General features: G+C 60.7%; 22 protein-coding genes, 1 tRNA gene and 1 other RNA gene. 11 read left to right on the plus strand and 13 right to left on the minus strand.

Annotated elements, in window-relative coordinates:
• Nucleotides 1-113: 113 nt before the first annotated feature.
• Nucleotides 114-3,140: an MMPL family transporter gene (locus Hrd1104_RS03335; RefSeq protein WP_154551418.1), complete on the minus strand. Its 3,027-nt coding sequence runs from the start codon at nucleotides 3,138-3,140 to the stop codon at nucleotides 114-116.
• Between the two features lie 120 nt (nucleotides 3,141-3,260).
• Complete coding sequence (locus Hrd1104_RS03340) at nucleotides 3,261-3,404, minus strand: hypothetical protein (RefSeq protein WP_154551419.1); 144 nt, start codon at nucleotides 3,402-3,404, stop codon at nucleotides 3,261-3,263.
• A gap of 512 nt (nucleotides 3,405-3,916) precedes the next feature.
• On the opposite strand from Hrd1104_RS03340, the gene Hrd1104_RS03345 reads away from it, so the two are divergent.
• The 3 genes from Hrd1104_RS03345 (at nucleotide 3,917) to Hrd1104_RS03355 (ending at nucleotide 6,066) form a co-directional block, all read left to right on the plus strand.
• On the plus strand, nucleotides 3,917-4,528 hold the full coding sequence (locus tag Hrd1104_RS03345) for a TetR/AcrR family transcriptional regulator (protein WP_154551420.1): 612 nt from the start codon (nucleotides 3,917-3,919) through the stop codon (nucleotides 4,526-4,528).
• A 228-nt stretch (nucleotides 4,529-4,756) separates the two neighbouring features.
• Entirely contained in the window at nucleotides 4,757-5,005 is a 249-nt protein-coding gene (locus Hrd1104_RS03350) for a hypothetical protein (protein WP_154551421.1), read from the plus strand.
• A gap of 8 nt (nucleotides 5,006-5,013) precedes the next feature.
• Nucleotides 5,014-6,066 (plus strand): phytoene/squalene synthase family protein, encoded by a 1,053-nt coding sequence (locus Hrd1104_RS03355; RefSeq protein WP_154551422.1) that lies wholly within the window; start codon nucleotides 5,014-5,016, stop codon nucleotides 6,064-6,066.
• Nucleotides 6,067-6,369: 303 nt separating this feature from the next.
• On the opposite strand, the gene Hrd1104_RS03360 is transcribed toward Hrd1104_RS03355, so the two are convergent.
• On the minus strand, nucleotides 6,370-6,888 hold the full coding sequence (locus tag Hrd1104_RS03360; RefSeq protein ID WP_154551423.1) for a phosphate-starvation-inducible PsiE family protein: 519 nt from the start codon (nucleotides 6,886-6,888) through the stop codon (nucleotides 6,370-6,372).
• 366 nt (nucleotides 6,889-7,254) lie between these two features.
• Here Hrd1104_RS03360 and Hrd1104_RS03365 point away from each other — a divergent pair, with 366 nt between their 5' ends.
• Entirely contained in the window at nucleotides 7,255-8,331 is a 1,077-nt protein-coding gene (locus Hrd1104_RS03365) for a hypothetical protein (RefSeq protein WP_154551424.1), read from the plus strand.
• Nucleotides 8,332-9,017: 686 nt separating this feature from the next.
• Here the strand turns inward: Hrd1104_RS03365 and Hrd1104_RS03370 are convergent.
• Nucleotides 9,018-9,092 (minus strand) — tRNA-Arg (locus Hrd1104_RS03370).
• A 95-nt stretch (nucleotides 9,093-9,187) separates the two neighbouring features.
• Between Hrd1104_RS03370 and Hrd1104_RS03375 the strand changes: the two genes are divergently transcribed.
• Nucleotides 9,188-9,595, plus strand: a complete 408-nt coding sequence (locus Hrd1104_RS03375; protein ID WP_154551425.1) for a CoA-binding protein — start codon at nucleotides 9,188-9,190, stop codon at nucleotides 9,593-9,595.
• Nucleotides 9,596-9,604: 9 nt separating this feature from the next.
• Here the strand turns inward: Hrd1104_RS03375 and Hrd1104_RS03380 are convergent, their stop codons facing one another.
• Complete coding sequence (locus Hrd1104_RS03380; RefSeq protein WP_154551426.1) at nucleotides 9,605-9,907, minus strand: DUF5798 family protein; 303 nt, start codon at nucleotides 9,905-9,907, stop codon at nucleotides 9,605-9,607.
• Nucleotides 9,908-9,991: 84 nt separating this feature from the next.
• On the opposite strand from Hrd1104_RS03380, the gene Hrd1104_RS03385 reads away from it, so the two are divergent.
• Both Hrd1104_RS03385 and ffs read left to right on the plus strand, forming a co-directional pair.
• Nucleotides 9,992-10,375, plus strand: coding sequence for a hypothetical protein (locus Hrd1104_RS03385; RefSeq protein WP_154551427.1), 384 nt, complete (start codon nucleotides 9,992-9,994; stop codon nucleotides 10,373-10,375).
• A gap of 75 nt (nucleotides 10,376-10,450) precedes the next feature.
• An RNA gene (ffs, locus tag Hrd1104_RS03390) (signal recognition particle sRNA) lies at nucleotides 10,451-10,763 on the plus strand.
• A gap of 60 nt (nucleotides 10,764-10,823) precedes the next feature.
• Here the strand turns inward: ffs and Hrd1104_RS03395 are convergent.
• From Hrd1104_RS03395 to Hrd1104_RS03410, 4 genes are all read right to left on the minus strand, one after another.
• Nucleotides 10,824-12,641, minus strand: a complete 1,818-nt coding sequence (locus Hrd1104_RS03395) for a formate/nitrite transporter family protein (RefSeq protein WP_154551428.1) — start codon at nucleotides 12,639-12,641, stop codon at nucleotides 10,824-10,826.
• 87 nt (nucleotides 12,642-12,728) lie between these two features.
• A complete protein-coding gene (locus tag Hrd1104_RS03400) occupies nucleotides 12,729-13,634 on the minus strand; it encodes a mechanosensitive ion channel family protein (RefSeq protein ID WP_154551429.1) in 906 nt (301 codons plus the stop codon).
• Nucleotides 13,631-13,879: a YhbY family RNA-binding protein gene (locus tag Hrd1104_RS03405; RefSeq protein ID WP_154551430.1), complete on the minus strand. Its 249-nt coding sequence runs from the start codon at nucleotides 13,877-13,879 to the stop codon at nucleotides 13,631-13,633. Before Hrd1104_RS03405 ends, Hrd1104_RS03400 begins: the two co-directional genes overlap by 4 nt.
• Nucleotides 13,880-13,951: 72 nt before the next feature.
• Complete coding sequence (locus Hrd1104_RS03410; RefSeq protein ID WP_154551431.1) at nucleotides 13,952-14,248, minus strand: ribonuclease P protein component 4; 297 nt, start codon at nucleotides 14,246-14,248, stop codon at nucleotides 13,952-13,954.
• A gap of 95 nt (nucleotides 14,249-14,343) precedes the next feature.
• Between Hrd1104_RS03410 and Hrd1104_RS03415 the strand changes: the two genes are divergently transcribed.
• On the plus strand, nucleotides 14,344-15,462 hold the full coding sequence (locus Hrd1104_RS03415) for a glycosyltransferase (RefSeq protein WP_154551432.1): 1,119 nt from the start codon (nucleotides 14,344-14,346) through the stop codon (nucleotides 15,460-15,462).
• Between the two features lie 199 nt (nucleotides 15,463-15,661).
• Here the strand turns inward: Hrd1104_RS03415 and gatA are convergent, their stop codons facing one another.
• Entirely contained in the window at nucleotides 15,662-16,966 is a 1,305-nt protein-coding gene (gatA, locus tag Hrd1104_RS03420; protein ID WP_154551433.1) for an Asp-tRNA(Asn)/Glu-tRNA(Gln) amidotransferase subunit GatA, read from the minus strand.
• Entirely contained in the window at nucleotides 16,963-17,241 is a 279-nt protein-coding gene (gene gatC / locus Hrd1104_RS03425) for an Asp-tRNA(Asn)/Glu-tRNA(Gln) amidotransferase subunit GatC (RefSeq protein WP_154551434.1), read from the minus strand. The genes gatA and gatC overlap by 4 nt, the downstream gene beginning before the upstream one ends.
• A gap of 180 nt (nucleotides 17,242-17,421) precedes the next feature.
• Between gatC and Hrd1104_RS03430 the strand changes: the two genes are divergently transcribed.
• On the plus strand, nucleotides 17,422-18,393 hold the full coding sequence (locus tag Hrd1104_RS03430; protein WP_154551435.1) for a transcription initiation factor IIB family protein: 972 nt from the start codon (nucleotides 17,422-17,424) through the stop codon (nucleotides 18,391-18,393).
• Between the two features lie 74 nt (nucleotides 18,394-18,467).
• Nucleotides 18,468-18,941, plus strand: coding sequence for an NUDIX hydrolase (locus tag Hrd1104_RS03435; RefSeq protein ID WP_154551436.1), 474 nt, complete (start codon nucleotides 18,468-18,470; stop codon nucleotides 18,939-18,941).
• 27 nt (nucleotides 18,942-18,968) lie between these two features.
• On the opposite strand, the gene Hrd1104_RS03440 is transcribed toward Hrd1104_RS03435, so the two are convergent.
• Both Hrd1104_RS03440 and Hrd1104_RS03445 read right to left on the minus strand, forming a co-directional pair.
• Nucleotides 18,969-20,024 (minus strand): methionine synthase, encoded by a 1,056-nt coding sequence (locus Hrd1104_RS03440; RefSeq protein WP_154551437.1) that lies wholly within the window; start codon nucleotides 20,022-20,024, stop codon nucleotides 18,969-18,971.
• Nucleotides 20,021-21,013, minus strand: coding sequence for a 5-methyltetrahydropteroyltriglutamate--homocysteine methyltransferase (locus Hrd1104_RS03445; protein ID WP_154551438.1), 993 nt, complete (start codon nucleotides 21,011-21,013; stop codon nucleotides 20,021-20,023). Before Hrd1104_RS03445 ends, Hrd1104_RS03440 begins: the two co-directional genes overlap by 4 nt.
• 497 nt (nucleotides 21,014-21,510) lie before the next feature.
• On the opposite strand from Hrd1104_RS03445, the gene Hrd1104_RS03450 reads away from it, so the two are divergent.
• Entirely contained in the window at nucleotides 21,511-21,960 is a 450-nt protein-coding gene (locus Hrd1104_RS03450) for a metal-dependent transcriptional regulator (RefSeq protein WP_154551439.1), read from the plus strand.
• Nucleotides 21,961-21,980 lie beyond the last annotated feature (20 nt).

Below are 21,980 nucleotides of genomic sequence, written 5' to 3' on the forward strand. Positions count from 1 at the left end.
CTCCGGCCGCTTGCCCTCGCGTGGGCGACGGACACCGTTCGTCCCGAAAACTCGTGCCCGTCAGGAACGCTCGGTCCGAGAACTCCGCCCGCGTGGGGCGGTTGATCCGGGGCTTACTCCTCAGTCGACACAGCTTCTGCCCTCGGTGTGTCGTCCACGCTCGCGTGGTCGGGGCCAAAGTACTTCGTCCAGATGACGAGCAGACTTGGCAAGATGAGGACGCTCGCGAGGAACGCGTAGATGATCGTCAGACCGGTGATGATGCCGAACTGCTGGAGTGGTGGCAGGATCGCGAACGCGAGCACGCCAAAGCCACCGACCGTCGTGGCGGCGCTGCCTAACAGCGCACCGCCAGTGCCGGTGACGGCGGTCTCCATGGCGTCCCACATCGTCTCGGCGCGTTCGAGTTCCTGGTTGTACCGCTCGCTGAGGTGGATGCTGTAGGCCACCCCGAGCCCGACGGTCAGGCTCGTGATCATCCCCGTGAGAATGTTGAACGGGATATCGAGCAGGTACATCGTCCCCAGGATCCAGCTGACGCTCATCACGACCGGGAGCAGTGTGAAGGCACCCAGCGAGGCACTTCCCTCCGTGATGCGGTACGTGAACATCAGGAAGGCGAAGACGGCAACGAGGGTGATGAGCAGACTCTCGATGACCGTCTGGAGGAGCTGATCTTGAACGATCTTGAACAAGATCGTTTGGCCCGTCGCAGTGGTAGTGAGGCGCTCACTGTCGACTGTCTCCGCGATGTCTCGCATCTGAGTCGTCACTGCACTGCCTGAGGTGCCACCTTCCACGGAGATGACCATCCGCACTGCCTCGTAGCCGCTGTCCGTCCGGTGGATGACGCCAGCAGCGGGTTCCGGTGCGATCGCGAACAGGTCGTCGAACACCGCGTTCACATTCTGATCGGGCACACCGTCACCGTTCGTATCGGCTTGTCTGAAGGTGGCGTTGAACGTCTCGTTGTCGGCCGCGACCGACTGCATGACCGACAGCGGACTCCGAATATCTGGCTCCCCATCTGAGAGCACCTGGACGTTCGGTGCTACCGAATCGTTGCCAGCAGCCAGGCGTGCATCGTGTACTTCCCCGATCGCCTCGCTCGTGGCGACCGGCCCTTCGATCAGGATCTGTGCCTGGGAGTCTTGGCGCAAGAAGTTCTGGTTTACGTACTCGAGGTTCTCTTTTGCGGAGTACTCGCCGGGCTTGAACGGCTCTGGGAGATTTTTCGACCAGTCTGGCGGATCCTCGGCCAGGAAACTCTCCTGATCGAAGCTCGTATCGACTTGTGACCCACCGACGGCACCGGCCGCACTGAGCAGGACCGCACCGATGAGCAGGAGGTACGGTGCCTTGCGTGCCGCCGTCGCACCGATGCTGAGCACGGAACTGAACCGTCCACCACCGGTTCCAAAGGCGGGCTTTTTGCGGTCGAACCCGCGGCCTTCGAGGAACTCGTCGATTTCGACTTTCAGTGCGGGGATCAAGATCCCGAACACGAGCAGTGCGGCCACGATCCCGACCGAACTCACGATACCGAAGTCCTGAATCGGCGGCACCGGACTCGTGAGATTCGAGAGGAAGCCAATGGCTGTCGTCGCTGTTACCCAGACCAGCGCGACACCGACCCCAGCTAGCCCGACGCCCATCGCGCCACGCACACTACTGGCGGTGTGGTCGTTGTGGCGCTCCTCACGGTGGCGCATGAAGGTATGGATCGCGTAGTCGATGCTCAGCCCGATCAACAGCACCGGGACGGCGATGAACATCTGATTGAACGGAATATCGGCCCAGCCCATGAACCCGAAGGTCATGATGAGGACAGCACCGATCCCGACGACTCCGAGGAGAATGTCCAGGACGTCCCGATAGGCGACAATCAGGGCTAGGACGACGAACAACAGTGCAAGTGGCCCCACGATGGCCAGAGAGTCTGTCATCGACCGGTTGATCTCGTCGGATATCTTCCCCGTGCCGAAGACGATCGCGTCGTCGTTTTCGGTGGCCGCCTCCGAAAGGACTGTCTCCATCGCGAGTTGAGAGTCCATCAGTCGATCACTGACAGCACCGGCCGAGCGCTCTCCACCGGAGGTCTGGGTGATAAGCCACATCGTGGCGTTTGCGTTCGGACTCCCGGGCTCGTACCCGGTCGGCATGAACGCGAACGCCTGCCCGCTCCCACCGTTTTGGCTCAGAATTTGACCGAGGACGGCGTCGATTTCGGACTCGTTCATCGAAGCGAGTTGCTCACGCTGGGCGGACAACGACGCGGCACTCGCGTTCTCCAGCTGTGACTGTCGTGTCTGGAGCTCTGCACCGACTGACTTGAGCCGTTGTGCCTTCGATTCGAGGTCGTCGGTCCGGTCTGTGAGTGCCGTCCGATTGCGCTGTAGTTGCTGGTATTCCGAGCGCAAGACACCCTGGGTTCCAAGCGTGTAGGCTGCTTTACGCTGGGACTCGTTCGTTGCGGCCCGGAGTTGCTGAACCGATCGATTGAACGTCGAAAAGTGCTCCTCGTCCAGCGTCACCGTCGAGTTCGCATCGACCTGCTCGAACAGCGTTCGTGCGTCCGCCGCGGGCCTGCGCTGGATTGTCTGGAGGGCGCGTTGGAGTCTCTTTGCTGTCTCGTTGAGTCGGACAGCGCGTTGTTCGAGCTGTGTGGCCCGTTTTGCGATCGCTGTCCGCTCGCGCGTGACTGTCCTGTTCAGTCGCTCGAATTCGGCTGCGGTCGTCCGTAACTGCTGGCCAATCTCCGCTCGGATGCCGGCCGTCGCGACGATGTTGGGAATACCGACAATCGCATTTTGCTCGGCCAACGTCCCGTTGACTGTCTCGTTTTCGCGGAGTTCGGCCTGCATTGCCAGCATCTCCGTCAGTGAATCCTTATCGAGGACGTTCTCGTCCCGGATGATTGCCTGTACTGACGTCGTATTCGACTCTCCTGCGGAGAAATTCGTCTCTATGTAATCTAGCTTCGCTGACTCCGTTGTTTGGCCCTGAAACTGATCCAACGACGACGATTGTGATACCTGTGTTGCGCCGGCACCGACGGCGACCGTCAACACCAACAGCACCACGATCGCGACCTTGCTGTGCTCGATTACTTGCTCGAACAGTCGGTCACTGAGTCCCACTGTCTGGCCTCCGTACACTGTCTGCAGTCATTGTCTGTTCTCGGACTGACTAAACATTTAGTCAGCATATATGTGACGGTCTCGGAAGCCGTGACGACATTGCATGTGCGAACAGTTCAATCAGTACTCTATCACCACAGTATAGTCGTCCAGCGTCTCTATCGCGTCTGTTTTCGTTTCGTCTGTCCCCGGTTCCTGCCCGGGCTCGTGGTCGTCTCTGTCGTTGGGTTTCCGGCCCAAGTTCTTTCGGGCTACACCGTTCATTACCTACTGAACAGTTAGTTAGTATATTCGTTGTCGGCAACGCTGCCGGGATGTGTACCCGAGGATAGGGAGCGTACTTGGTGCGCCAACCGTGAATATGGGTTCGAGGAGGGAAACGTTCAGACACAGGATCGAAGTGTGGTAGCACTTAGCTAGTGGGGTGGGGGGACATCCCCACGCTCTGTGCACCCCCACTCGTGACAAGCCCAACAGCAGTGCAGGTCGTGACCGGCCGACAGAACGTGATCCCGTCGGTGAGGGGCGGGAGGGGGTTCATGCCGACAGTGACTGTGTAACGAGCGCGAGAATCACTTGCTGACTGTGTTTCCCTCCGTAACTTACTGACTGGTTGGTCAGTATCAACTTTTTGGTTCAGTTTCGGGTACGACGACTGGGAAGACTGCTACTTTCGGGTCGACTGATGAGTCCCTCACGGCAGACTCCCAGCGTGGCGCGATACTTATCAAGCAGTCAAAACAATTAATTGCGTGATCTCGCTATCTCTCTGTAGGATGGAACATTCTCCGCAAGCCCCCACAGATGGCCACGACGAAATCATGGGTGCGACCTATCGAGCGTTGTGTGAGTACGGGTATGCGGATCTGACGATCAAACGGATCGCCGAGGAATACGGCAAAACCACTGCGGCGATCCACTATCACTACGACACGAAAGACGATCTCCTGTTGGCGTTTCTCGATCACATACTCGGCGAATACGTGAGTACGCTCCACGAGGTACAGGCGACCGATCCCAAGGAACGCCTCGAATTACTCGTCGACAAATTACTCATGGACCCGCGGGACCACCACGATCTTCTCGTCGCGCTCGCCGAAATGCGCAATCAGACCCTCCACAAGGAATCGTTCAGTCTCCGGTTCACGGAGACTGATCAATATATCAGCTATCTCCTCGAGACGGTCATCGAGCAGGGTATCTCTGCGGGAGTCTTTCGCGACGTTGAGCCGGCACACGTCGCTCAGACCCTTCTCATGATCGTCAACGGCGCACGTGCGCGCTCGATCTACTTAGACGAAGACAGCATCGTAGCCGATGCGAGACAGGCCGTTGACGAGTATCTCTCGGCACAACTATTCGTCGAGAGTCCTTCGAATAGCCACTAGACCCACTCGGCCCAGCTGTCAACTCCTCGCCTGTCGGTGGATGTCTTTCTCCCGATCGGGAGGCCGGGTACAGACAGTGAGACACGAACGCTCGCGTTGTCCAGCGAGCTGTCGCAGTTAGAATACCTGGCCCGTTGCCCAGTATCGCCTCGTGTATGCTGTCAATCTCCGCAACGCTTAAATATTTACTAACTAGTTAGTAACTGCTATGCGAGGGATGCAGCACAAATGAGTCTGTCACGGGGCAGCCTCGTGAGTTCGGCCCGAGCCTGGAACCAGGGTGGGCGTCTGTACGTCGCTGTCGGTCTGGCTACTGCTATCCTGTCACTCGTTTCCGTTCCATTGCTCGGCCTGATTGCCGTCTACTGTGGGTACAAACTGTACACTACCCAGCGAAGAACCGCCCTCGCCCTACTGGTCTCGGGGCTGGGCGGCTTTGGATTCCTGTGGTGGGTCGTTTACCTCAGTACTCTGTGATCACACCAATGGTAGTTGCTTCCTCCCCCGAACCGGACCTCTCGTGGTGTCACGACGCCCTACAGGGAGTCTCCCGGACATTTGCTCTGACAGTTGACGTCTTAGCGGAGCCGATGTCGTCACAGATCTGTGTGGGGTATCTCTTGTGTCGCGTGGCCGATACTGTCGAAGACGCCGATCACATTCCGCCTGCCAGGCAAGCGTCTCTCCTGAGAACGTACGGAGCTGCGCTCGATCCGGCCAGTGACGAGACGATACTGGCGTTCCGAGACGCTGTCGACAAGTGGCTGCCGGCCCCGGCCGATCGCGGTCCTGACTGGACCGTCGTCGCGCGTTCCCCGACAATCCAGGCGACGTTCGCTACTCAGCCAGCATCCGTCAAGCGAGCGGTTGTCCCGCCTGTCCGGGAAATGGTCGACGGGATGGCAACGTTCGTGCAACGATATGAGGCTTCCGGCGGACTTCGTCTCGTCGATCGTGCTGAGCTCGAGGAGTATTGCTATTATGCTGCGGGGACTGTCGGCAAGCTCATCACCAACTTACTGACGCGAGACGGAATCGAACAGACTCCTGCTCGGACGTTGGACGAGACAGCGATCGATTTCGGACTCCTCTTGCAACTGGTGAACGTCGCGAAAGACGTCTACGACGATTACACGACAGAGAACAACGTCTACTTGCCCGCCGAGTGGCTCGCAGCTGCGGGGATCGAGCAAGAGACGATGCTCGAGGCGACCAACCGGAAAGCAGCTGCCCAAGTCGTCGAACGGACTGCCGCCCACGCGTCGACATTTCTCGACGATGCTGCAGACTATATCGACGCAATGCCACTCACTCACGGTAACACGATCGCTGCGTGGTCGGTCCCATATCTGTTGAGCGTGGGGACCCTTCGCGAGTTGCGGGACCGTCCCGAGGACGCATTGACCGATGGCGGAGTGAAGATCTCTCGCCAGGAAGTGGTGGCGATCGTGGACGCAGCGACCGAGGCTGGGCGGGATTCGATCCCCGATCTTCGTCGCACTATTGCCGAAACGCCGTACCACCTCGCTGTTGACTGACACTCATCTCAGTGCCAAAGAGCACCAAACTTGCTCCTCCGTGGCGTGTCTCTGATAAAACGGCTACCACGACGTGCCGTTCTATGGGTGACGAACGCTCTCTGGACTCTTCGCTGTCCCAACTCCGGGTAGGACGGGAATACAGCGGTAAACGGTCCGATCTCCGTTTGTGCTGTGGGGGGTCGGTCGTCGATTTGGCCTCGGTCTCGACGTCGAGTGCATCGAGGCTCGTGTACCGCTGGACGCGAACGACGACACAAGTAGTACGCCCGTGCTTGGATTCTCTCTCACCCGTCTCGTCCCCTAGTCGGATAGTAGCGTGGAACCGTTCCCGTAGACTCGTTCGGCAAATAGTAGCCCGACTAGCGCGAAGATAATGATCGCATACGAACCAGCGGCGAAGACGGCATCTTCGAGTGTGGGATACTCGCTCGTTCGGAAAATGATAACTTTCCTGACCATCGCGATGACGCCGGTGTAAATAACGAGCTGGACGATGCGTCGCGTGTCGTTCTCCTCGACGTATGCAAGCACCGTTTGGTACACTTCGACGATGATCAACAGGAGCAGGCCAGTGTCGATGAACCCAATGACGACGAGTGGATCGGTGATGCTCCCCGATTGTACGGCTCCGAATATTTGGAGTATCAGATCGACAACCCCTATCGCGAAGAGGCCGGCAAAAACAGTTGCGGCGGCCAGTTCGACCCCATGGACGAACCGCCCCATTGCGTTCGAGTACCGTTCTGCCAACGACGTCGAGAGTCCGGGTTCAACACTGTCCGAAGAGCGTTCCGTGGGGGGCTGGTCAGCACTGCTCATCTATGTCGACGGCACGTTCCCGTCGGGCAGTCGGCTGTTCATTCACTGAACTGTAAGAGCGCCAGACACATATACAGTTGGCCGTCGCGACAGCACCGTCGTCGGGTACACCCTCGATACGATAGCTGCGGGCAGCAAAAGCGTGTCCCTCCGGAGACCATCCCATTGTAGCCGACATATTCTCCTAGCGTGTGCTGATTTCACCACAGTTCAGACGAGTCGTTCGATAAACGAATTCACCGTTTGGACCTCGTCGTCGTTGATGGCGTGTCCGAGTCCGTCGTAGCGTCTGTACCCCACGTCTCCATCGGTTCGACGGCTGTCTCTCTCAGTTATTAATGCCGCCGGGACAAAAGAGGGTTCACAGTGTTGTACGATCATGTCTCCGGCCTCGAACTGGAAATACAGGCCTACGAGCTCGAACAACGCGAGCGGGACACGTCCAGTGGCTTTACCCGAGCGACGACCATCGTCTCGTTACACGGCAACGGCGAAACCGGGCGTGGCGAGGACGTCACATACGACAACGACGCACACGAAGCCCTACGCGCTTCTGTAGCGGACTTCCCTATTACGGGAGAATACACCCTCGACGCGTTCTCGGACCAGGTATCTGAGATCGATTTATTCCACGGCACCGAACCGAGCCAGTCAATCTTCCGTAATTATCGACAGTGGGCCTTGGAGAGCGCCGCGCTCGATCTCGCATTGAAGCAGGCCGACACGGACCTCGCCGACTGTCTCGGCCGCACGTACGATCCAGTTCGATTCGTCGTAAGTACACGTCTGGAGGACCCGCCGACCGGCGACGTCGTGCTCGAGTGGCTCGACCGGAATCCCGAGTTGGAGTTCAAACTCGATCCGACATCGGAGTGGACAACAGCAGTCATCGAGCGCTTCGCGGCAACCGACGCTGTCCGAACACTCGACCTCAAAGGACAGTACCACGGGACGGCGGTCGATCAGCCTGCCGACCCGGAGCTGTACGAGCGAATCATCGAGGGCTTTCCCGAAGCACTCATCGAAGATCCGGAACTGAACGAGGTGACGCGACCACTGTTCGAGGGACACGAGGCACGCGTAACGTGGGACTACCCGATTCGAGGCGTCGAAACCGTCGAAGACCTCCCTTGGGACCCGGAGTGGCTCAACATCAAGCCATCCCGATTCGGCTCGATACAGTCGCTCTTTGACACTATCGACTACTGCCACAACCAGGAAATTCAGATGTTCGGCGGCGGACAGTTCGAACTCGACGTCGGCCGCGAACACATCCACGCGTTTGCCTCGCTCTTCTATCCCGACGCACCAAACGACGTGGCTCCGAAAGCCTACAACGACCCCGACCCGAGCGGTGAGCTGCCGACGAGCCCGCTCGCCCCGCCAGAAACACCCGTGGGCCTGTCGTGGGGGACGGACGAATCGCAGGTATCGGAACGGTAGAATGTGGCCCCGTCCACGCTGTACGCAGTCACTGCCCGACGAACGTCATCAGCACGGATTTGAGAGCGGTAACAAGAGGACACTGAATCGAGACAAGCGGGAGACGCCCGTCACCCACCGATTGACTTTCTGAATTGCCACCTGCTTGGTTGTACGCGACTCCCGGTGGAAATCACCCGTCGTTCGACTATCGAACGAGAGCAACTGCGCTGCGTTCGATTGGCGGTTTATTGCGCCGCTATCGGGCGATTACACCCCTCGGAAATATGGGCGCTGCAGGATTCGAACCCCACTCGTTCCCGTTCGCTCGCTACCTCACGGCTCCTCCGTTCGGCTTTTCGAGGTCGCTTTGCGACCTCGCACTGCTCGTTCACCTCCCACTCCCTGCCTCAAATCCTCGGCTGACGCTCCTCACCGCTCACTATCGTTCGCGCAGAATTTACGGGCGCTGAGGGATTTGAACCAAATGGAGACGGTCGCTCACTTCGTTCGCGCTGCGACTCCCCGGGTTCAAATGCCTCAGATGGCGCATTTGCTGCTCACAGTTTGTTCGCAGCAAAATGCGACGGGCGCTGAGGGATTTGAACCGAACCCAGACGTGCTTGCTCCGCTGCGCGCGACTGGCAGGGTTCAAATCCGCAGTGCCGGTTCGCTCGACGGTTCGCATCGCTCACCGTCTCACTGCACGGGCGCTGAGGGATTTGAACCCACGACAGCTTGGTCCGAAGCCAAGTACTCTGTCCAGGCTGAGCTAAGCGCCCTCCCGGTTACATCCACACAGTAGGTACCCACTGTAAAAAATGTCTCTATCCAGTTCGACGGTATGTTTTTCCATACCGCACCCCCAGATACAGGCATGCCAACTGACGACCAACTGCAAGAATTACTCGATACGACAACTACTATCGCCGTCGTCGGGTGTTCCTCGACGCCCGGCAAGGATGCCCACGAGGTCCCGAAATATCTCCTCGCTGCTGGCTACGACGTCATCCCGATCAATCCCTTCGCCGAGGAGATATTCGACCGCGACGCGTACGATTCACTCGCCGACGTCCCCGACAAAATTGACCTCGTGAACGTCTTTCGCCCGAGCGACGAAGTACCCGAAATCGTCGACGCAGCACTGGATCGCGAAGACGAGCCAGCAATCTGGCTCCAGCTTGGCATTACCCACGATGGGGCTGTTTCGCGTGCCGAAGACGCCGGTCGGCGGGTCGTCCAAGACCACTGTTTGAAGGTCCAACACCAGCGACTGCTCGCCTGAGGCGACGTATTATTCGGCTGTTTCCTCGTCTCCCTCGTCGATCGCTTCGGCCTCGGGCACCGTGTCGGCGTCTTCGATGTGGGCATCCGCGACGATTGCGTCGACGTCGAGGCCCTGTTGCTCGGCCAGCGCTTCCAACAACGCTCGTTGCTCGGCGAGATCCTGTTCCATCTCGTCGACCTGTGTGCTCGTCGTTTCGAGCTCTTCTCGGAGGGATTGGATCTGCCCCCGGAGATCGTTCATCTTCTCGTAGAGGTCCTCTGCCATGCCGGTGACTTTCTGGAGCTTCTTTGCGGTGTCGCCAAATCCCATGCCCCTGGGTTGTCACTGCCGGGTTGTGCGCTTTTCGGTCCGCGGAACGTCGCCATTAAGGGGGCGTCGATCACACGCTCAGGCATGGAGCGAACCAGTCTGGTCCCGCTCGTGGGTGTACTCGCGTGTCTGGCTTTCCTCTCGACACTGGCAGTCCCGTTTCAGTCTGCCGGGGCCGGCCTCTACTACGAGACGGGCGCGGTGAATCCACTCCTCGGTGGCTTGCTGGCCTTGATTGCGGTGATCGTCTTTGCTGCTGGCCGCCAAGGACGGACAGATCCTGCTCTCGCAGCCGGAGTCACGCTGGCACTCGGGCTGTTGGCGGCTGGGATGGCGGTCGCCTGGGCGCTGACGGCCAGAACTGATGTGCTATCGATCACCCGGTACCATCGTCACGCCCTCGTTGTGACGGCCAGTACAGTGCCACTCGTTGCGGCCTGGTATGCGCGAGAACTTCGCGTCTGGTGAGTGGTCACCACTTTCGTCGTGGCCGAAACACAGTTCCGAGCCGAAAGGCCCTTATGGACAACCGGAGTACGATCAAACCGGACTAGGCCGGGCGGTTAGGCCCCGCTCGTCACCCGCGCTATGGTCTTCAGCGGGGGCCAAATCCCGGGGGCGTCCGGACAGACGGACGCGGGCCCCGTTAGCCAACGTCGAAGCCTCGTCCTACGGGGGTAGCGGTCGACACTGAATCGCCTGCAGGGGCGTGCCGGTGTCGTTAACCGAGGGCACTCCGCCAGGCGCGGAAGCGAGCAGCGGACCCTCGGACACCTGCCGCTCGCAGGGTCGCGGGGTGGAGGAGGCACGCGGGACTCCCCACGTCCGAACGCCGGGCCATCCCGGCTGTCCACATTCATCCGGAATTATACGTCTCGTAGTACTATTTCACGGCGTCTCCGACAGCGACTGCTGGTCAGGGATCGTCCTGGTATCGGTCCGATGGAATCGACCGGCGTCGTCCACGACCGAACAGACGCTTCCAGAACGCTCGCTCGTGTGGCCGTTCGGCGAGTGCGACCGAGCACTCGACATCGTTGACGACCTGCAGGTGCAACGAGCCAGTGACCAGCCGAGCCAGCAGCCCGCGCTCGGTCGCGCCGAGCATGACCAGCGTGTGATCCTCGGCTTCCCGTTCGATCGTTCGCTCGACGTCCCCGGCGACGACCAGTTGATCGGCGGCTTCGAGATCGTGCTCGGCGGCCCACTCGGCAAGGAAACGCTCTCCCGCATCACAGTGGCGTTGGTCGTCGACGACGTGCAGTAACGTGACTTTGGCGTCGCTTGCCGCCTGGAGTATCTTGGCGATTTCGGCCGACAGCGACGAGTCTGGACCGCCTGCAGTCGGCACCAACACTCGCGAACAGTCCAGGCCGCGATCTTTCAGGATCAAGAAATCACAGGGCAGTCTGTTCGTCAGTTCGTGTACCGGCTTTTCGGCCCGGGCACTGTCCCAGAGTTTGTCCTCGCCCCAACCGAGTACAACCAGGTCGGGGCGGGTTCGCCGTGCCCGATCGAACACTTCCTCTAGAGAACGCGTCGAGACGATCGTCGACGTCTCGAAGCCGACGTCGTACTGCTCGCCGACACGTCGGACGTCTTCTAGTAGCCGATCGGACTCTTCGAGGATGCGATCGTGGCGTTCTTCGTCGCTGCTGACGTGGCCGGGGGTCTGGACGACGTGAACCGCATGCACTGTCCCCTTCTCACGAGCGGCGGCGAACGTGCATGCCAAGCGCACGAGCTTCGTTTCCGTTCGTGGATTCGTGATCGGGACCAGAACACGGTGGGAATCCGGATCGCGGACGATGTCTTCGACTGTGTCGACGATCGGCACGTACGATCGGCCTGCGAGGTTCCCCAGTACCCACTCCCGGATCGAGAGCCTGCGGACGTGTTCGAAACGGTCGACTTCGAGGCGTCGCTCGCTCGTCTGATAGTAGTTGACGATCGTCACGAGCACGATCCCGCCGACCGTGTTGCCGATTGCAACCGGAACGACGAACTCCGTCATCGCGACGACAACGCTCAAATCACCCGCCAGAACCGTGTAGATCGACTCGGTGAACGAAACGACGACGTGAAACAGGTTCCCCAGCGGGATCGCCAGGAACGCCAGGTAGACGATGACGAGTCTGGAGACGGTGTCCCGGACAGCAAAGTCGAGCCAGACGACGCCAGCGACGATGAACCCGGCGAAGGCACCCTTGAAGAACAACGAGACGATCGGCGTCTCGACGCCCTTGTGGGCCAGATCGACCGCGACCGCTGCGGCTTCGGGGCTGAAAACGCCCCCGTAGGCGAGGACGACTGCACCGGCCGCGCCGCCGGCGAAGTTACCGATCAGGACGATCAGCCAGTGGCGCAACAGTGTCGGGATCGAAACCAGGCGTTCGAGCGTCAGTGCTACCGGCGGGAGCGTATTTTCGGTATATAACTGGTAGCCACCGATGATGATGTAAATGAACCCGAGCGGGTAGAGCATCACCGCCGCGATACCGCCGTCCGTCCGCGGGTACAGCGACGCGTACAGCAAGAACGTGACCGTGATCGCGAACCCGGCCGCCAGCGCGCTGAAAAACAATTCCCGCACCCCGGAGGTCACCTCGTGATCGGCGTCGGCGACGATCCGCTGGAATACTTCGTCGGTAGAGAACCGATCCGGGATCACCTCACCCTGCGTCGGCACGTCGGTGTCTGCCGGTTCGCTGGGTACTCGATCGGGTTCGGCCATGTCAGATCCCGGCACGGCAGCCCCAAGTAAGTTCGCTCTCGGCGGGCACGTCGACAGCGGCGTCCAGTTGCCAGCCAGCGTGGGGTTTCAGCTCTCGAGTTCCCCGATGGCGGCTCCGTCTGCTACCTCCAGTTCGCCCCCGATCGTACGGTTCGGATACGGGATGTCGATTCCCGCTTCGTCGAATCGCTCCTTGACAGCCTGGACGTACTCACCGCGGGTTTGAACGAAATCGCCGCGGCTCGGATCCGAAATCCAGATGCGCGATTGCAGGCCCACCGAGGAGTCGCCGAGTTCGACGAGACGCACCGACGGTGCGGGATCGTCGAGGATTTCGTCGTGGGCCTGTGCTTCCTCGACGATGATTTCCGTCGCTTTGTCGATATCGTCGTCGTAGCCGATCCCAAAGACGAACTTCAGACGGAGTTGCTCTTTGGCGACCGGATTCTTGATGACGCCGTCGGTCAGGGTGGAGTTTGGGACCGTCAGGAGTTCGTTGTCGAAGGTCCGCACGCGCGTCACGCGGAGGCTGATATCCTCGACGACGCCGCTGCGGTCGTCCCATTCGATCCAGTCGCCGATGCGGAACGGTTGGTCCGTGAAGATGAACACGCCGGCGACGAAGTTCGCGATCACGTCTTGCATAGCGAACCCGATCGCAAGCGTCGCGGCCGCGGCGATCGTCGCCAGCGCGGTGAGGATGTTCCCGAACCCCGCAAAGGCAAACGCGACCGCAATGGCGACGAACACGACCAGAGCACCGGTAAGCTTCTTGATCGGCGTTCGCGCGTGAACGTCCAGATCCCGGGCCTTCAACACACGGTTTACCAGTGGGACGACAGTCATCCGACCGAGGAGGTAGACGCCGACCGAGACTAGGACGAACGTGATCATCGCCCCGAGCACGTCGGCATAGGGTACGTTCGCGCCCTCCAACAAGCGCGCGATGAGCCCGGAATCAGCCTGTAACACGACAGAGTCGAGGAGTGTCATCCTTGTAGTACCGCCATGTGGCCTCGTGTCTCGACAACGGTGCCCTCAACGTGGTCGGCGAGTTCGGTCGCGAGTGCTTCGACGTCACCCTCTCCACGGGCGGCTCGAAGGAATTTGACTTTCACCAGGTCCCGGTCCGTGAGTTGGTCGTCGAGTTCGTCGGCGACGGCATCCACGCCGTGTTTGCCGACCCAGAGAGTTACATCGAGTTCGTGCATCGCGTTGCTCGGAGTTACGTCACTCATGTCACCGATGTTCGGACTGAACGCGTTTTAAGCTTAGCCAACTGCGAGTCCTCCCGCGGGAGCCAGTATCGTTCACTGGCTGTCAGCGTACGGGTATCGGGCCTGGCTACCACACTCACACGTCACGACGACGTGGCCAGATTGTGTCCGAACCCGGGCGTTTCGGCCCGGACGCAAATAGGCATCACAGCGATCACAGACGAACCGCTCGAACGACGCCGGCAGAGACAGCCGGTGGCGTTCCGCGACCCGACGTGCTCGACGAACGCACTCTCGTGCGCGGTCGGGGTGGTCCGTTCGGGCCGCCTCGCGGGCTTGCTCGGCCAGCACCTCGATCCGCTCGGCGGCGATCGTTGCGTCGTCACTCATCACGGCCACGTAGCGTCGTCGCCGGGTTAGGGGTATCGGTCGACGCCGGGCGTATCACAACGCATTAATCGATCCTCGGCCAAATTCGGTCCAATATGGCACTGCCGTCTGTCGGCGCGTTCACGGATACGTACTTGCCGACGGTCAACGGCGTCACCTACACCGTTCAGGCCTGGCGGGACCGCTGGCGGGACCGAGGCGGTGATATGGCGATCGTCTACCCGGATGCCGACGACTACGAGCCGGACGACCGCGAGTACCCCGTCCGGAGTCTGCCGTTTCCCTTCTACGAGGGCTTTCGGATGGGCGTCCCGCGTGTCCCCGAGGCGATCGGGGACGTGGACCTCGTCCACGCCCACACGCCGTTCGGGCTCGGTATGAGCGCGATGCGGGTCGCCCGCTCACGGGATCTCCCCCTGCTCGCGTCCTATCACACGCCGACCAGCGAGTACGCGGCCTACGTCTCACTTGGCGATCGTGTCGAACGGACGGTCAGACGGACCGCCACGAGCTACGAGCGGTGGTTCTTCGACCGTGCCGACGTCGTGATCGCGCCGAGTGACCGTGCCCGCGACCACATTGTCGAGACGGTCGATGTCTCGACGCCGGTCGAAGTCGTGCCCAACGGCGTCGACGTACAGCGATTGCAGCCGGTCGCCGGTGACGACTTTCGGACACGATACGACCTCCCGACCGACCGTCCGCTCGTCGGATACACGGGTCGTCACGGCTACGAAAAGTGTCTCTCGGATATTATTTCTGCCACTGACGGCATGAACGTAACTGTCGTTTTCGGTGGTGACGGCCCGGCCCGTGACGACATCGAGGCCCGGGCCGAGGCTGCAAACGTCGACGTCCGCTTCCTTGGCTTTCTGCCACGTGAGGAGTTGCCCGCTTTCTACTCGGCACTGGACGCCTTTGCGTTCCCGAGCCCTGTCGAAACGCAAGGTCTCGTCGCGTTAGAAGCCAACGCCTGCGGGACGCCGGTTGCCGGCGTCGACAGTGGGGCGCTGGCAGACACTATCGAGGATGGCGTCAATGGCTACTCGTATTCCCAAGGCGATATCACCGGCTTCCGCGCAGCGATCAACCGCGTGCTCGCCGAACAGGACACGCTCGCTGAACAATGCCTCAGCCGACGCGAGACCATCAGCATTGATCACGCCGTAGATCGCTTGACAGACGTCTACGAAAGTGTCCTCGAAGACGACTAGCGCTTTCAAAGGCCGTCCGCCGAGGCTCGGCCTCTCCTTACTTGGCTGGGACTGTTGTTCGCTCACAACACTACGCCAGCGCGCTCCCAGCCCGGATGATCGTCCGCTCACGCGACCACCTTTTTCCGCTCGGGTCCGCACGGCGGACCTCTCACGCAAAAACGTGGGCGAAAAAAAACCGCACCAACCGTTCACAACACTACGCCAGCGCGCTCCCAGCCCGGATGATCGTCCGCTCGCCGAATGCCGGACCGATCACCTGTACTCCGACTGGCAGTCCGTCGTCTGTCTCGCCGGCCGGCACGGAGATCGCTGGGAGGTTTGCGAGGTTGACTGGCGTCGTGTTGGCGTCTGCGAGGTACATTTTGAGGGGATCGTCAAGACTCTCGCCCCGTTCCATCGGCGGGACTGGCATCGTCGGACTGGCCAGGACGTCCGCCTCCGAAAGGGCCGAATCAAAGTCTTCTTTCACCCAGGCGCGGGCGTCCTGGGCTTTCTTGTAGTACTTATCGTGATACCCCGCCGAGAGTGCGTACGTCCCCAGGAGGATCCGCCGCTTGACTTCTTCACCGAACCCGTCCTCACGGGCCGTCGCGAAGGTCTCGTTCCAGTTGCCGTCGTAGCCGCCCGAACGGCCGTATCGAACGCCGTCGAACCGTGCCAGGTTCGAGGAGGCCTCACTCATCGCAATGACGTAGTAGGCTTCGACAGCGTGCTCGACGGAGGGAAGATCGACCTCGTGGTAGCTCGCGCCTTTCGCTTCTAACTCGTCGATGGCGTCCCAGAAGGTCTCGACGACTGCCTCGTCGGCACCGTCGAGTAGCTCCGTGGGAATCCCGATCTCTACTCCCTCGACGTCGCCGTCGGCTGCGTCGGCGAAGGCGTAGTCCCGGCGGCCGTCGGGGTCTGGGCCGCCGATCTCGTCGGTCGCGTCACGGGTCGTCGCGTCGTGTGGGTCCGGTCCGGCGATGACTTCCAGTAGCTCGGCCGCGTCCTCGACGGTCGGCGCGATCGGGCCGATCTGTTCTAAGGAGTTGGCGTAGGCGATCAGGCCGTACCGAGAAACGAGTCCGTAGGTCGGCTTGATCCCGACGACGCCACAGAAGGCGGCCGGACATCGCACCGAGCCGCCAGTGTCACTGCCCAGCGCGAGATCGGCCTCACCTGCGGCGACGGCCGCAGCCGATCCACCCGAAGAGCCGCCAGGGACGTGCCCCTCGGCAGCGGGATTTTCTGTCGGACCGAAGTTCGAGGTCTCCGTGGTCGTCCCCATCCCGAACTCGTCCATGTTGGCCTTGCCGGGAATCGTCGCCCCGGCTGCCTTCAGGCGCTCGACGACCGTCGCATCGTAGGGCGGTACGTAGTCTTCGAGCATCGCAGAGCCAGCCGTCGTCCGGACACCTTCCGTCGAGATGTTGTCCTTGACGGCGACGGTTCGACCCGCGAGGGGGCCGTCGTCTGCACCCTCGATCGTCTCCTCGGTGATGTAGGCGTTGTTGCTCATGAGACGTTTGGCCCTTTGAAGAAGCCGTCTTCGCTGTCAGGTGCGTTTTCCAGCGCTGCATCGCGGTCGAGACTCTCGGTTACTTCGTCGGGACGCATGACGTTGGTCAGCTCCGCGCTCGGTTCGACTTCGGGGACGTCATCGAGCGTCTCGAAGTACGAGAGAATGTCTGCAAATTGCTCGGTGAATCGCTCGCGCTCCTCCGGGTCCAGATTCACCCGCGCGAGATCCGCGACGTGCTCGACCTCCTCGGGATCGACGACCGATTCGCTCATATCCTCTCGCTGGGTGGGACCGCCACTAAGGGTTTCGAAACGGTGGATCCCGAATACGACACCGACTATCCGGCGATGGCTGCCGGTTTTGGCCGACCAAAGAATTTAAGTTCTCCCCGAAAAAACACAAAGACGAGCGAAACCGTTCTTCGGGCCTCCCGCCCGTTACGTACTCGACCAATGTCAGATACGACCCTCAGAAGTTACGAGCAAGCGAATCAGCAAGAGACTACCGAGGACGAACAGGAGACCGAACACGTCTGTCCGGAGTGTGGCGGTTCACTCCGATCGGACTCCGAACGCGGTGAGACGGTGTGTAGCGAGTGTGGACTGGTCGTCGAGGAAGACGAGATCGACCCCGGCCCGGAGTGGCGCGCTTTCGACGCCAAAGAGAAAGACGAGAAGTCCCGTGTCGGCGCGCCGACGACGAACATGATGCACGATAAGGGCCTCTCGACGAATATCGGCTGGCAAGACAAAGACGCCTACGGCAACTCGCTGTCCAGCCGTCAACGCGAGAAGATGCAGCGCCTCCGGACCTGGAACGAACGCTTCCGCACCAGGGACTCCAAAGAACGCAACCTCAAGCAGGCTCTTGGCGAAATCGACCGCATGGCGAGCGCACTCGGCCTCCCCGAGAACGTCCGCGAAACCGCTTCTGTCATCTATCGCCGGGCCTTGGACGAAGACCTCCTGCCCGGTCGCTCCATCGAAGGTGTCGCTACGTCCTCGCTGTATGCCGCTGCCCGCCAGGCGGGCAACCCGCGAAGTCTCGACGAGATCAACAACGTCTCCCGCGTCGAGAAAGACGAGACGGCCCGAACGTATCGGTACGTCGTTCGGGAACTCGGCTTGGAGGTCCAACCGGCCGATCCCGCAAGTTACGTCCCCCGGTTTGCCTCCGACCTCGGGCTCACCGAGGAAGCCGAGCGCCACGCCCGTGACCTCCTGGAGAACGCCAAACAGGAAGGCGTCCACTCCGGAAAGAGCCCCGTCGGACTGGCCGCTGCGGCCATCTACGCCGCTTCACTGCTGGCCAACGAGAAGGTAACTCAAAACGAAGTCAGCGAAGTCGCGAACATCTCCGAGGTCACGATCCGCAACCGCTATCACGAACTGCTCGAAGCCAAGGAAGGCATCAGGGCGAGCTGAACGCGTCGACGAACGTCCGCTCTTCTGAGGCCCACTTCGGCAGGTTCAACTCGGTTGCCCTCTCGGCCGTATCCATGGAAACGACCCGCCATTTCGTCGCGACAGTCTACGTCGTCCACGACGGTGAGACGGCCCTTCACGAACACGAGAAATTAGAGATGTGGCTCCCGCCTGGCGGGCACATCGATCGAGACGAACTCCCTCACGTCGCTGCCAGTCGCGAGGTACACGAGGAGATCGGCCTCGAACCGGATCTCATCGCCCCCCAAGGAGACCTCGAATCAGCCACGGCCGAAAGCATCCCCCAGCCACAGCACTTCCTGCTCGAGGACATCAACGTCCACGATGGCGAAGTCGGTCACCAGCACATCGACTTCATCTTCTACGGTGAACTGAAGAACCGTGCTATCGACCCTGCAGATGGCGAAGCGCCGGTCGAGGCCTGGAAGTGGTTCTCGCCGTCTGATCTCGAGGCCGCGAGCGACAGGCTGGCGGATGACGTCCTAGAGATCGGCAAACAGGCGATCGAAACAGTCGACAATCAGTAAGGGCAGGACGGACAACACTACGCAGCGTCAGTTCTCGGCAGCAGGAACCTCAATCTCACCAGCGTCCAGTTCGGCCTCGACCTCGCGGGCGGCCTCGGCGAGGTTAGCCATCTTCTCGTAGGCGACCTCACGGGGAAGGAGCTTGACGCCACAGTCCGGCGAGACCGTCAGGCGCTCGGGTGGCACGATCTCCAGGCCTTTCTTGATGTTCTCTTTGATCTGTGCGACGGACTCGACGTCGGTGTCGTGGACGTCGAGGACGCCCAGCGCGAGATCTTTCGTGAATTCGGGCTCTTTGAACACGTCGATCTGCTCGAAGTCGCCGTTGGCGAGTTCGAGGTCGAACTCCTCGACGGGGTATTCGAGCATCTCGGGGTAGATCCGCGAGTAATCGCCATAGCAGACGTGCAGACCGAGGCGAACGTCTTCGGGCACGTCGTCGGCGATCCGTTCGAGGGCCTCGCCGACGATGGCGTGGTCGTCGGGCGTCGTCGCCAGTGCCGGCTCGTCGATCTGGATGTACTTCGCGCCGGCCTCGACGAGTTTTTCGATTTCTTCGTTGACAAGATCGGCCAGGGCGTACGTGAGTTCCGCCTCGGAGTCATAAACTTCGTTGAAACTCCAGGATGCCAGTGTGTACGGCCCGGTGATCGGGACCTTCACCGGCGCGTCGGCGACCTCGGTAGTGAACTCGTACTCATCGACCAGCCACGGCTGGTCGTACTCGACGTTCTCGACGACGCTTGGCTTGTCGAAGTAATTGTGGCCCCAGACCTTGACGCGGCCGTTGAACTCGTAGCCAGGAATGCGCTCGGCGAAGAATTCGACCATCTCGTTGCGCCGCATCTCGCCGTCAGTGACGACATCGAGACCCGCGCGCTCGTGCTCGTCAGTGATGATCCGAGCGGCATCGTCTTTCGACTCTTCCCACTCCTCGGCGTCGAAATCAGCGTCCTCGTCCTCGAAGAGTTCGCGGGCGCGGTCGTGCCACTTTGGCTTCGGGTACGAGCCAACGACTGTCGTCAGCAGGAAGTGGTCGTTCTCGTGGTCGTCCGGTCGGAATTGCTCGCGTGTGTTGCTCATAGGGACACCTCCTCGTTTGCCGCCGAGGCAAGCGCGTCGAGTTTGGCCTCGGCCTTGTTGACTGGCAGGTAGAACAGTTCGGTGTTTGGCGTCGCGTAGATCGTTTCGAAGTCGTTGACCGTCTCTGTGCCGAACCACTCGATGCGCTCACGGATCTCTTCGGGCGTCTCCAGCAGTGTGTTCTGGCCGTCGACCAGTCCGAGGGCCACACTCTCTGTCGTCCCGTACTCGTTGACGTTGTAGATCGTCTGTTCGTGATCGCTAACCAGGTCGTACCCCAGGGCGTCGACGTCGGCGTCGAGCAGATGGGCGTGAACCTTCTCCTCTAGGGCACCCCAGTAGGTGTGGACGACGACTTCGGCGTCGATCGCGTCTGCGACGGTGTCGATGGCGTTGCTCGCCCGCTCGTCGTCGCCATCGCCCGGCGGGTCGGTCACGAGCGACGGTTCGAGGAGGAACAACGTCTCCACGTCGGGGAACTGTTCGAGTTCGCCCGCGAGGAACTGCGCGACGCCGTTGAGCAGCGCCGCGTCGTCACCGTAGTACTCGTCCGAAGCGAGTTCTGCAAGCGAGTACGGCCCCGGCAAGACTGCCTGGAGTCCCTCGTCGACGAGTTGGGCAGCCCCATCGAGTTCGCCGGCGACGTCGCCGTCCGGTGTCAATTCGCCCTCGATCACCGGATCGCGATAGAAATTGTTGTTGTCGTAATATCGCACGATGCCACGAGTATCGACGTTGTCGTGGACTGCGAGCGGGTGGGCGAGCATGTCGTCCCAGCGCAACTGTCCCTCGACGATCCGGTCGAGACCAGCCGTCTGCTGGCGATCGACTACTTCCTCGCGGGCGCGATCGTACGCTCCGGTGATCGCGTTGTTCTCGTCCCCGCCGATGAGATCACTCTTCTGGTGGCCTTTCAGGTCTGCCAGATCGTCCTTCGCCCAGTCTGGCAGCGGATACAACCCCGGTGTGGTCGCTACTATCTCTGTCATTACATCCGGCTATGGAATGAGGGCCTTTAATATTTCTCATTCAAATTAATGCGCTTGGGTTATAAAGTACCGCCGACCAGTTCGTGTCGGTCAGAAATAAATCGGTACTTTCATGATAGACCTCGCCGAGCGTTTGTCTAACTGTGGTAAACGCGACCGTCGGACGAGCGTATCAGACGTACTGCCCGAAGTGTGGCGCTGCGGGGGCGGATACAGGTGACGACGACACCTATTCGTTTATGTGCACCAACAAATCGTGTCGACACACGTGGGCCGTGAGTTCGGACTCACGCACTGCTACGGGAGTTAGACACGAGTGACACGGGGCAGCGTCACTGCCAGTCGCTTCTCGGGAGGGGATTCCCGGTCCGTGGTGATAGGGGAAGTACGTTCGTCGATCGCTCGCCGACTACAGTGACTAAGGCGGTCGGGAAAAGGACTACCGGTCCGGGCGGACCCGTGAATATTTCATTGGTTGGCCGTTAGACGAGCCTATCATGAGCCACCACGAAGACTCCGCCGTCAGCGAGAGTGTCGAGATGTATCTCAAGGAGATATACATCCTCTCGCGGGACGGCGATCCCGCCAGGACGGGCGCGATCGCCGAGCGGCTGGCTGTCTCCCCGCCCAGCGTCACGCAGATGCTGTCTCGACTTCAAGAGGACGGACTTCTCGACTACGAGAAGCGACGCGGAGCCATCTTGACCGACGAAGGCGAGCGCCAAGCGGCGGATTTACTGGCCAAACACTGTCTCATCGAGCGGTTCCTCGTCGACGGGCTGGACGTCACTGAGGGGTTTCACGAGGAAGCCTGTGAACTCGAACACGCACTGAGTGACGACGTTGCTGCCCGGCTGACCAGATACGTCGACCGCTGTGAGGAATGCCCGGACTGTTATGACGCCGACGCAAAGCACTGTCGGCATCTGGATGCCAGTGCAGACTAATCGCACTCGCGTCGCAACTG

Source organism: Halorhabdus sp. CBA1104, assembly GCF_009690625.1.
Lineage (GTDB): Archaea > Halobacteriota > Halobacteria > Halobacteriales > Haloarculaceae > Halorhabdus.

Excerpts from the sequence above, each read along its gene's own strand:
- Hrd1104_RS03430 (WP_154551435.1), top strand. The coding sequence starts at position 17,422 with ATGTCAGATACGACCCTCAGAAGTTACGAGCAAGCGAATCAGCAAGAG.
- gatA (WP_154551433.1), bottom strand. The coding sequence starts at position 16,966 with ATGAGCAACAACGCCTACATCACCGAGGAGACGATCGAGGGTGCAGAC.
- Hrd1104_RS03405 (WP_154551430.1), bottom strand. The coding sequence starts at position 13,879 with ATGAGTGACGTAACTCCGAGCAACGCGATGCACGAACTCGATGTAACT.
- Hrd1104_RS03375 (WP_154551425.1), top strand. The coding sequence starts at position 9,188 with ATGCCAACTGACGACCAACTGCAAGAATTACTCGATACGACAACTACT.
- Hrd1104_RS03380 (WP_154551426.1), bottom strand. The coding sequence starts at position 9,907 with ATGGGATTTGGCGACACCGCAAAGAAGCTCCAGAAAGTCACCGGCATG.
- Hrd1104_RS03355 (WP_154551422.1), top strand. The coding sequence starts at position 5,014 with ATGGTAGTTGCTTCCTCCCCCGAACCGGACCTCTCGTGGTGTCACGAC.
- Hrd1104_RS03450 (WP_154551439.1), top strand. The coding sequence starts at position 21,511 with ATGAGCCACCACGAAGACTCCGCCGTCAGCGAGAGTGTCGAGATGTAT.
- Hrd1104_RS03440 (WP_154551437.1), bottom strand. The coding sequence starts at position 20,024 with ATGAGCAACACACGCGAGCAATTCCGACCGGACGACCACGAGAACGAC.
- Hrd1104_RS03360 (WP_154551423.1), bottom strand. The coding sequence starts at position 6,888 with ATGAGCAGTGCTGACCAGCCCCCCACGGAACGCTCTTCGGACAGTGTT.
- Hrd1104_RS03435 (WP_154551436.1), top strand. The coding sequence starts at position 18,468 with ATGGAAACGACCCGCCATTTCGTCGCGACAGTCTACGTCGTCCACGAC.
- Hrd1104_RS03385 (WP_154551427.1), top strand. The coding sequence starts at position 9,992 with ATGGAGCGAACCAGTCTGGTCCCGCTCGTGGGTGTACTCGCGTGTCTG.
- Hrd1104_RS03395 (WP_154551428.1), bottom strand. The coding sequence starts at position 12,641 with ATGGCCGAACCCGATCGAGTACCCAGCGAACCGGCAGACACCGACGTG.
- Hrd1104_RS03445 (WP_154551438.1), bottom strand. The coding sequence starts at position 21,013 with ATGACAGAGATAGTAGCGACCACACCGGGGTTGTATCCGCTGCCAGAC.
- Hrd1104_RS03340 (WP_154551419.1), bottom strand. The coding sequence starts at position 3,404 with ATGAACGGTGTAGCCCGAAAGAACTTGGGCCGGAAACCCAACGACAGA.
- Hrd1104_RS03400 (WP_154551429.1), bottom strand. The coding sequence starts at position 13,634 with ATGACACTCCTCGACTCTGTCGTGTTACAGGCTGATTCCGGGCTCATC.
- Hrd1104_RS03350 (WP_154551421.1), top strand. The coding sequence starts at position 4,757 with ATGAGTCTGTCACGGGGCAGCCTCGTGAGTTCGGCCCGAGCCTGGAAC.
- gatC (WP_154551434.1), bottom strand. The coding sequence starts at position 17,241 with ATGAGCGAATCGGTCGTCGATCCCGAGGAGGTCGAGCACGTCGCGGAT.
- Hrd1104_RS03410 (WP_154551431.1), bottom strand. The coding sequence starts at position 14,248 with ATGAGTGACGACGCAACGATCGCCGCCGAGCGGATCGAGGTGCTGGCC.
- Hrd1104_RS03345 (WP_154551420.1), top strand. The coding sequence starts at position 3,917 with ATGGAACATTCTCCGCAAGCCCCCACAGATGGCCACGACGAAATCATG.
- Hrd1104_RS03415 (WP_154551432.1), top strand. The coding sequence starts at position 14,344 with ATGGCACTGCCGTCTGTCGGCGCGTTCACGGATACGTACTTGCCGACG.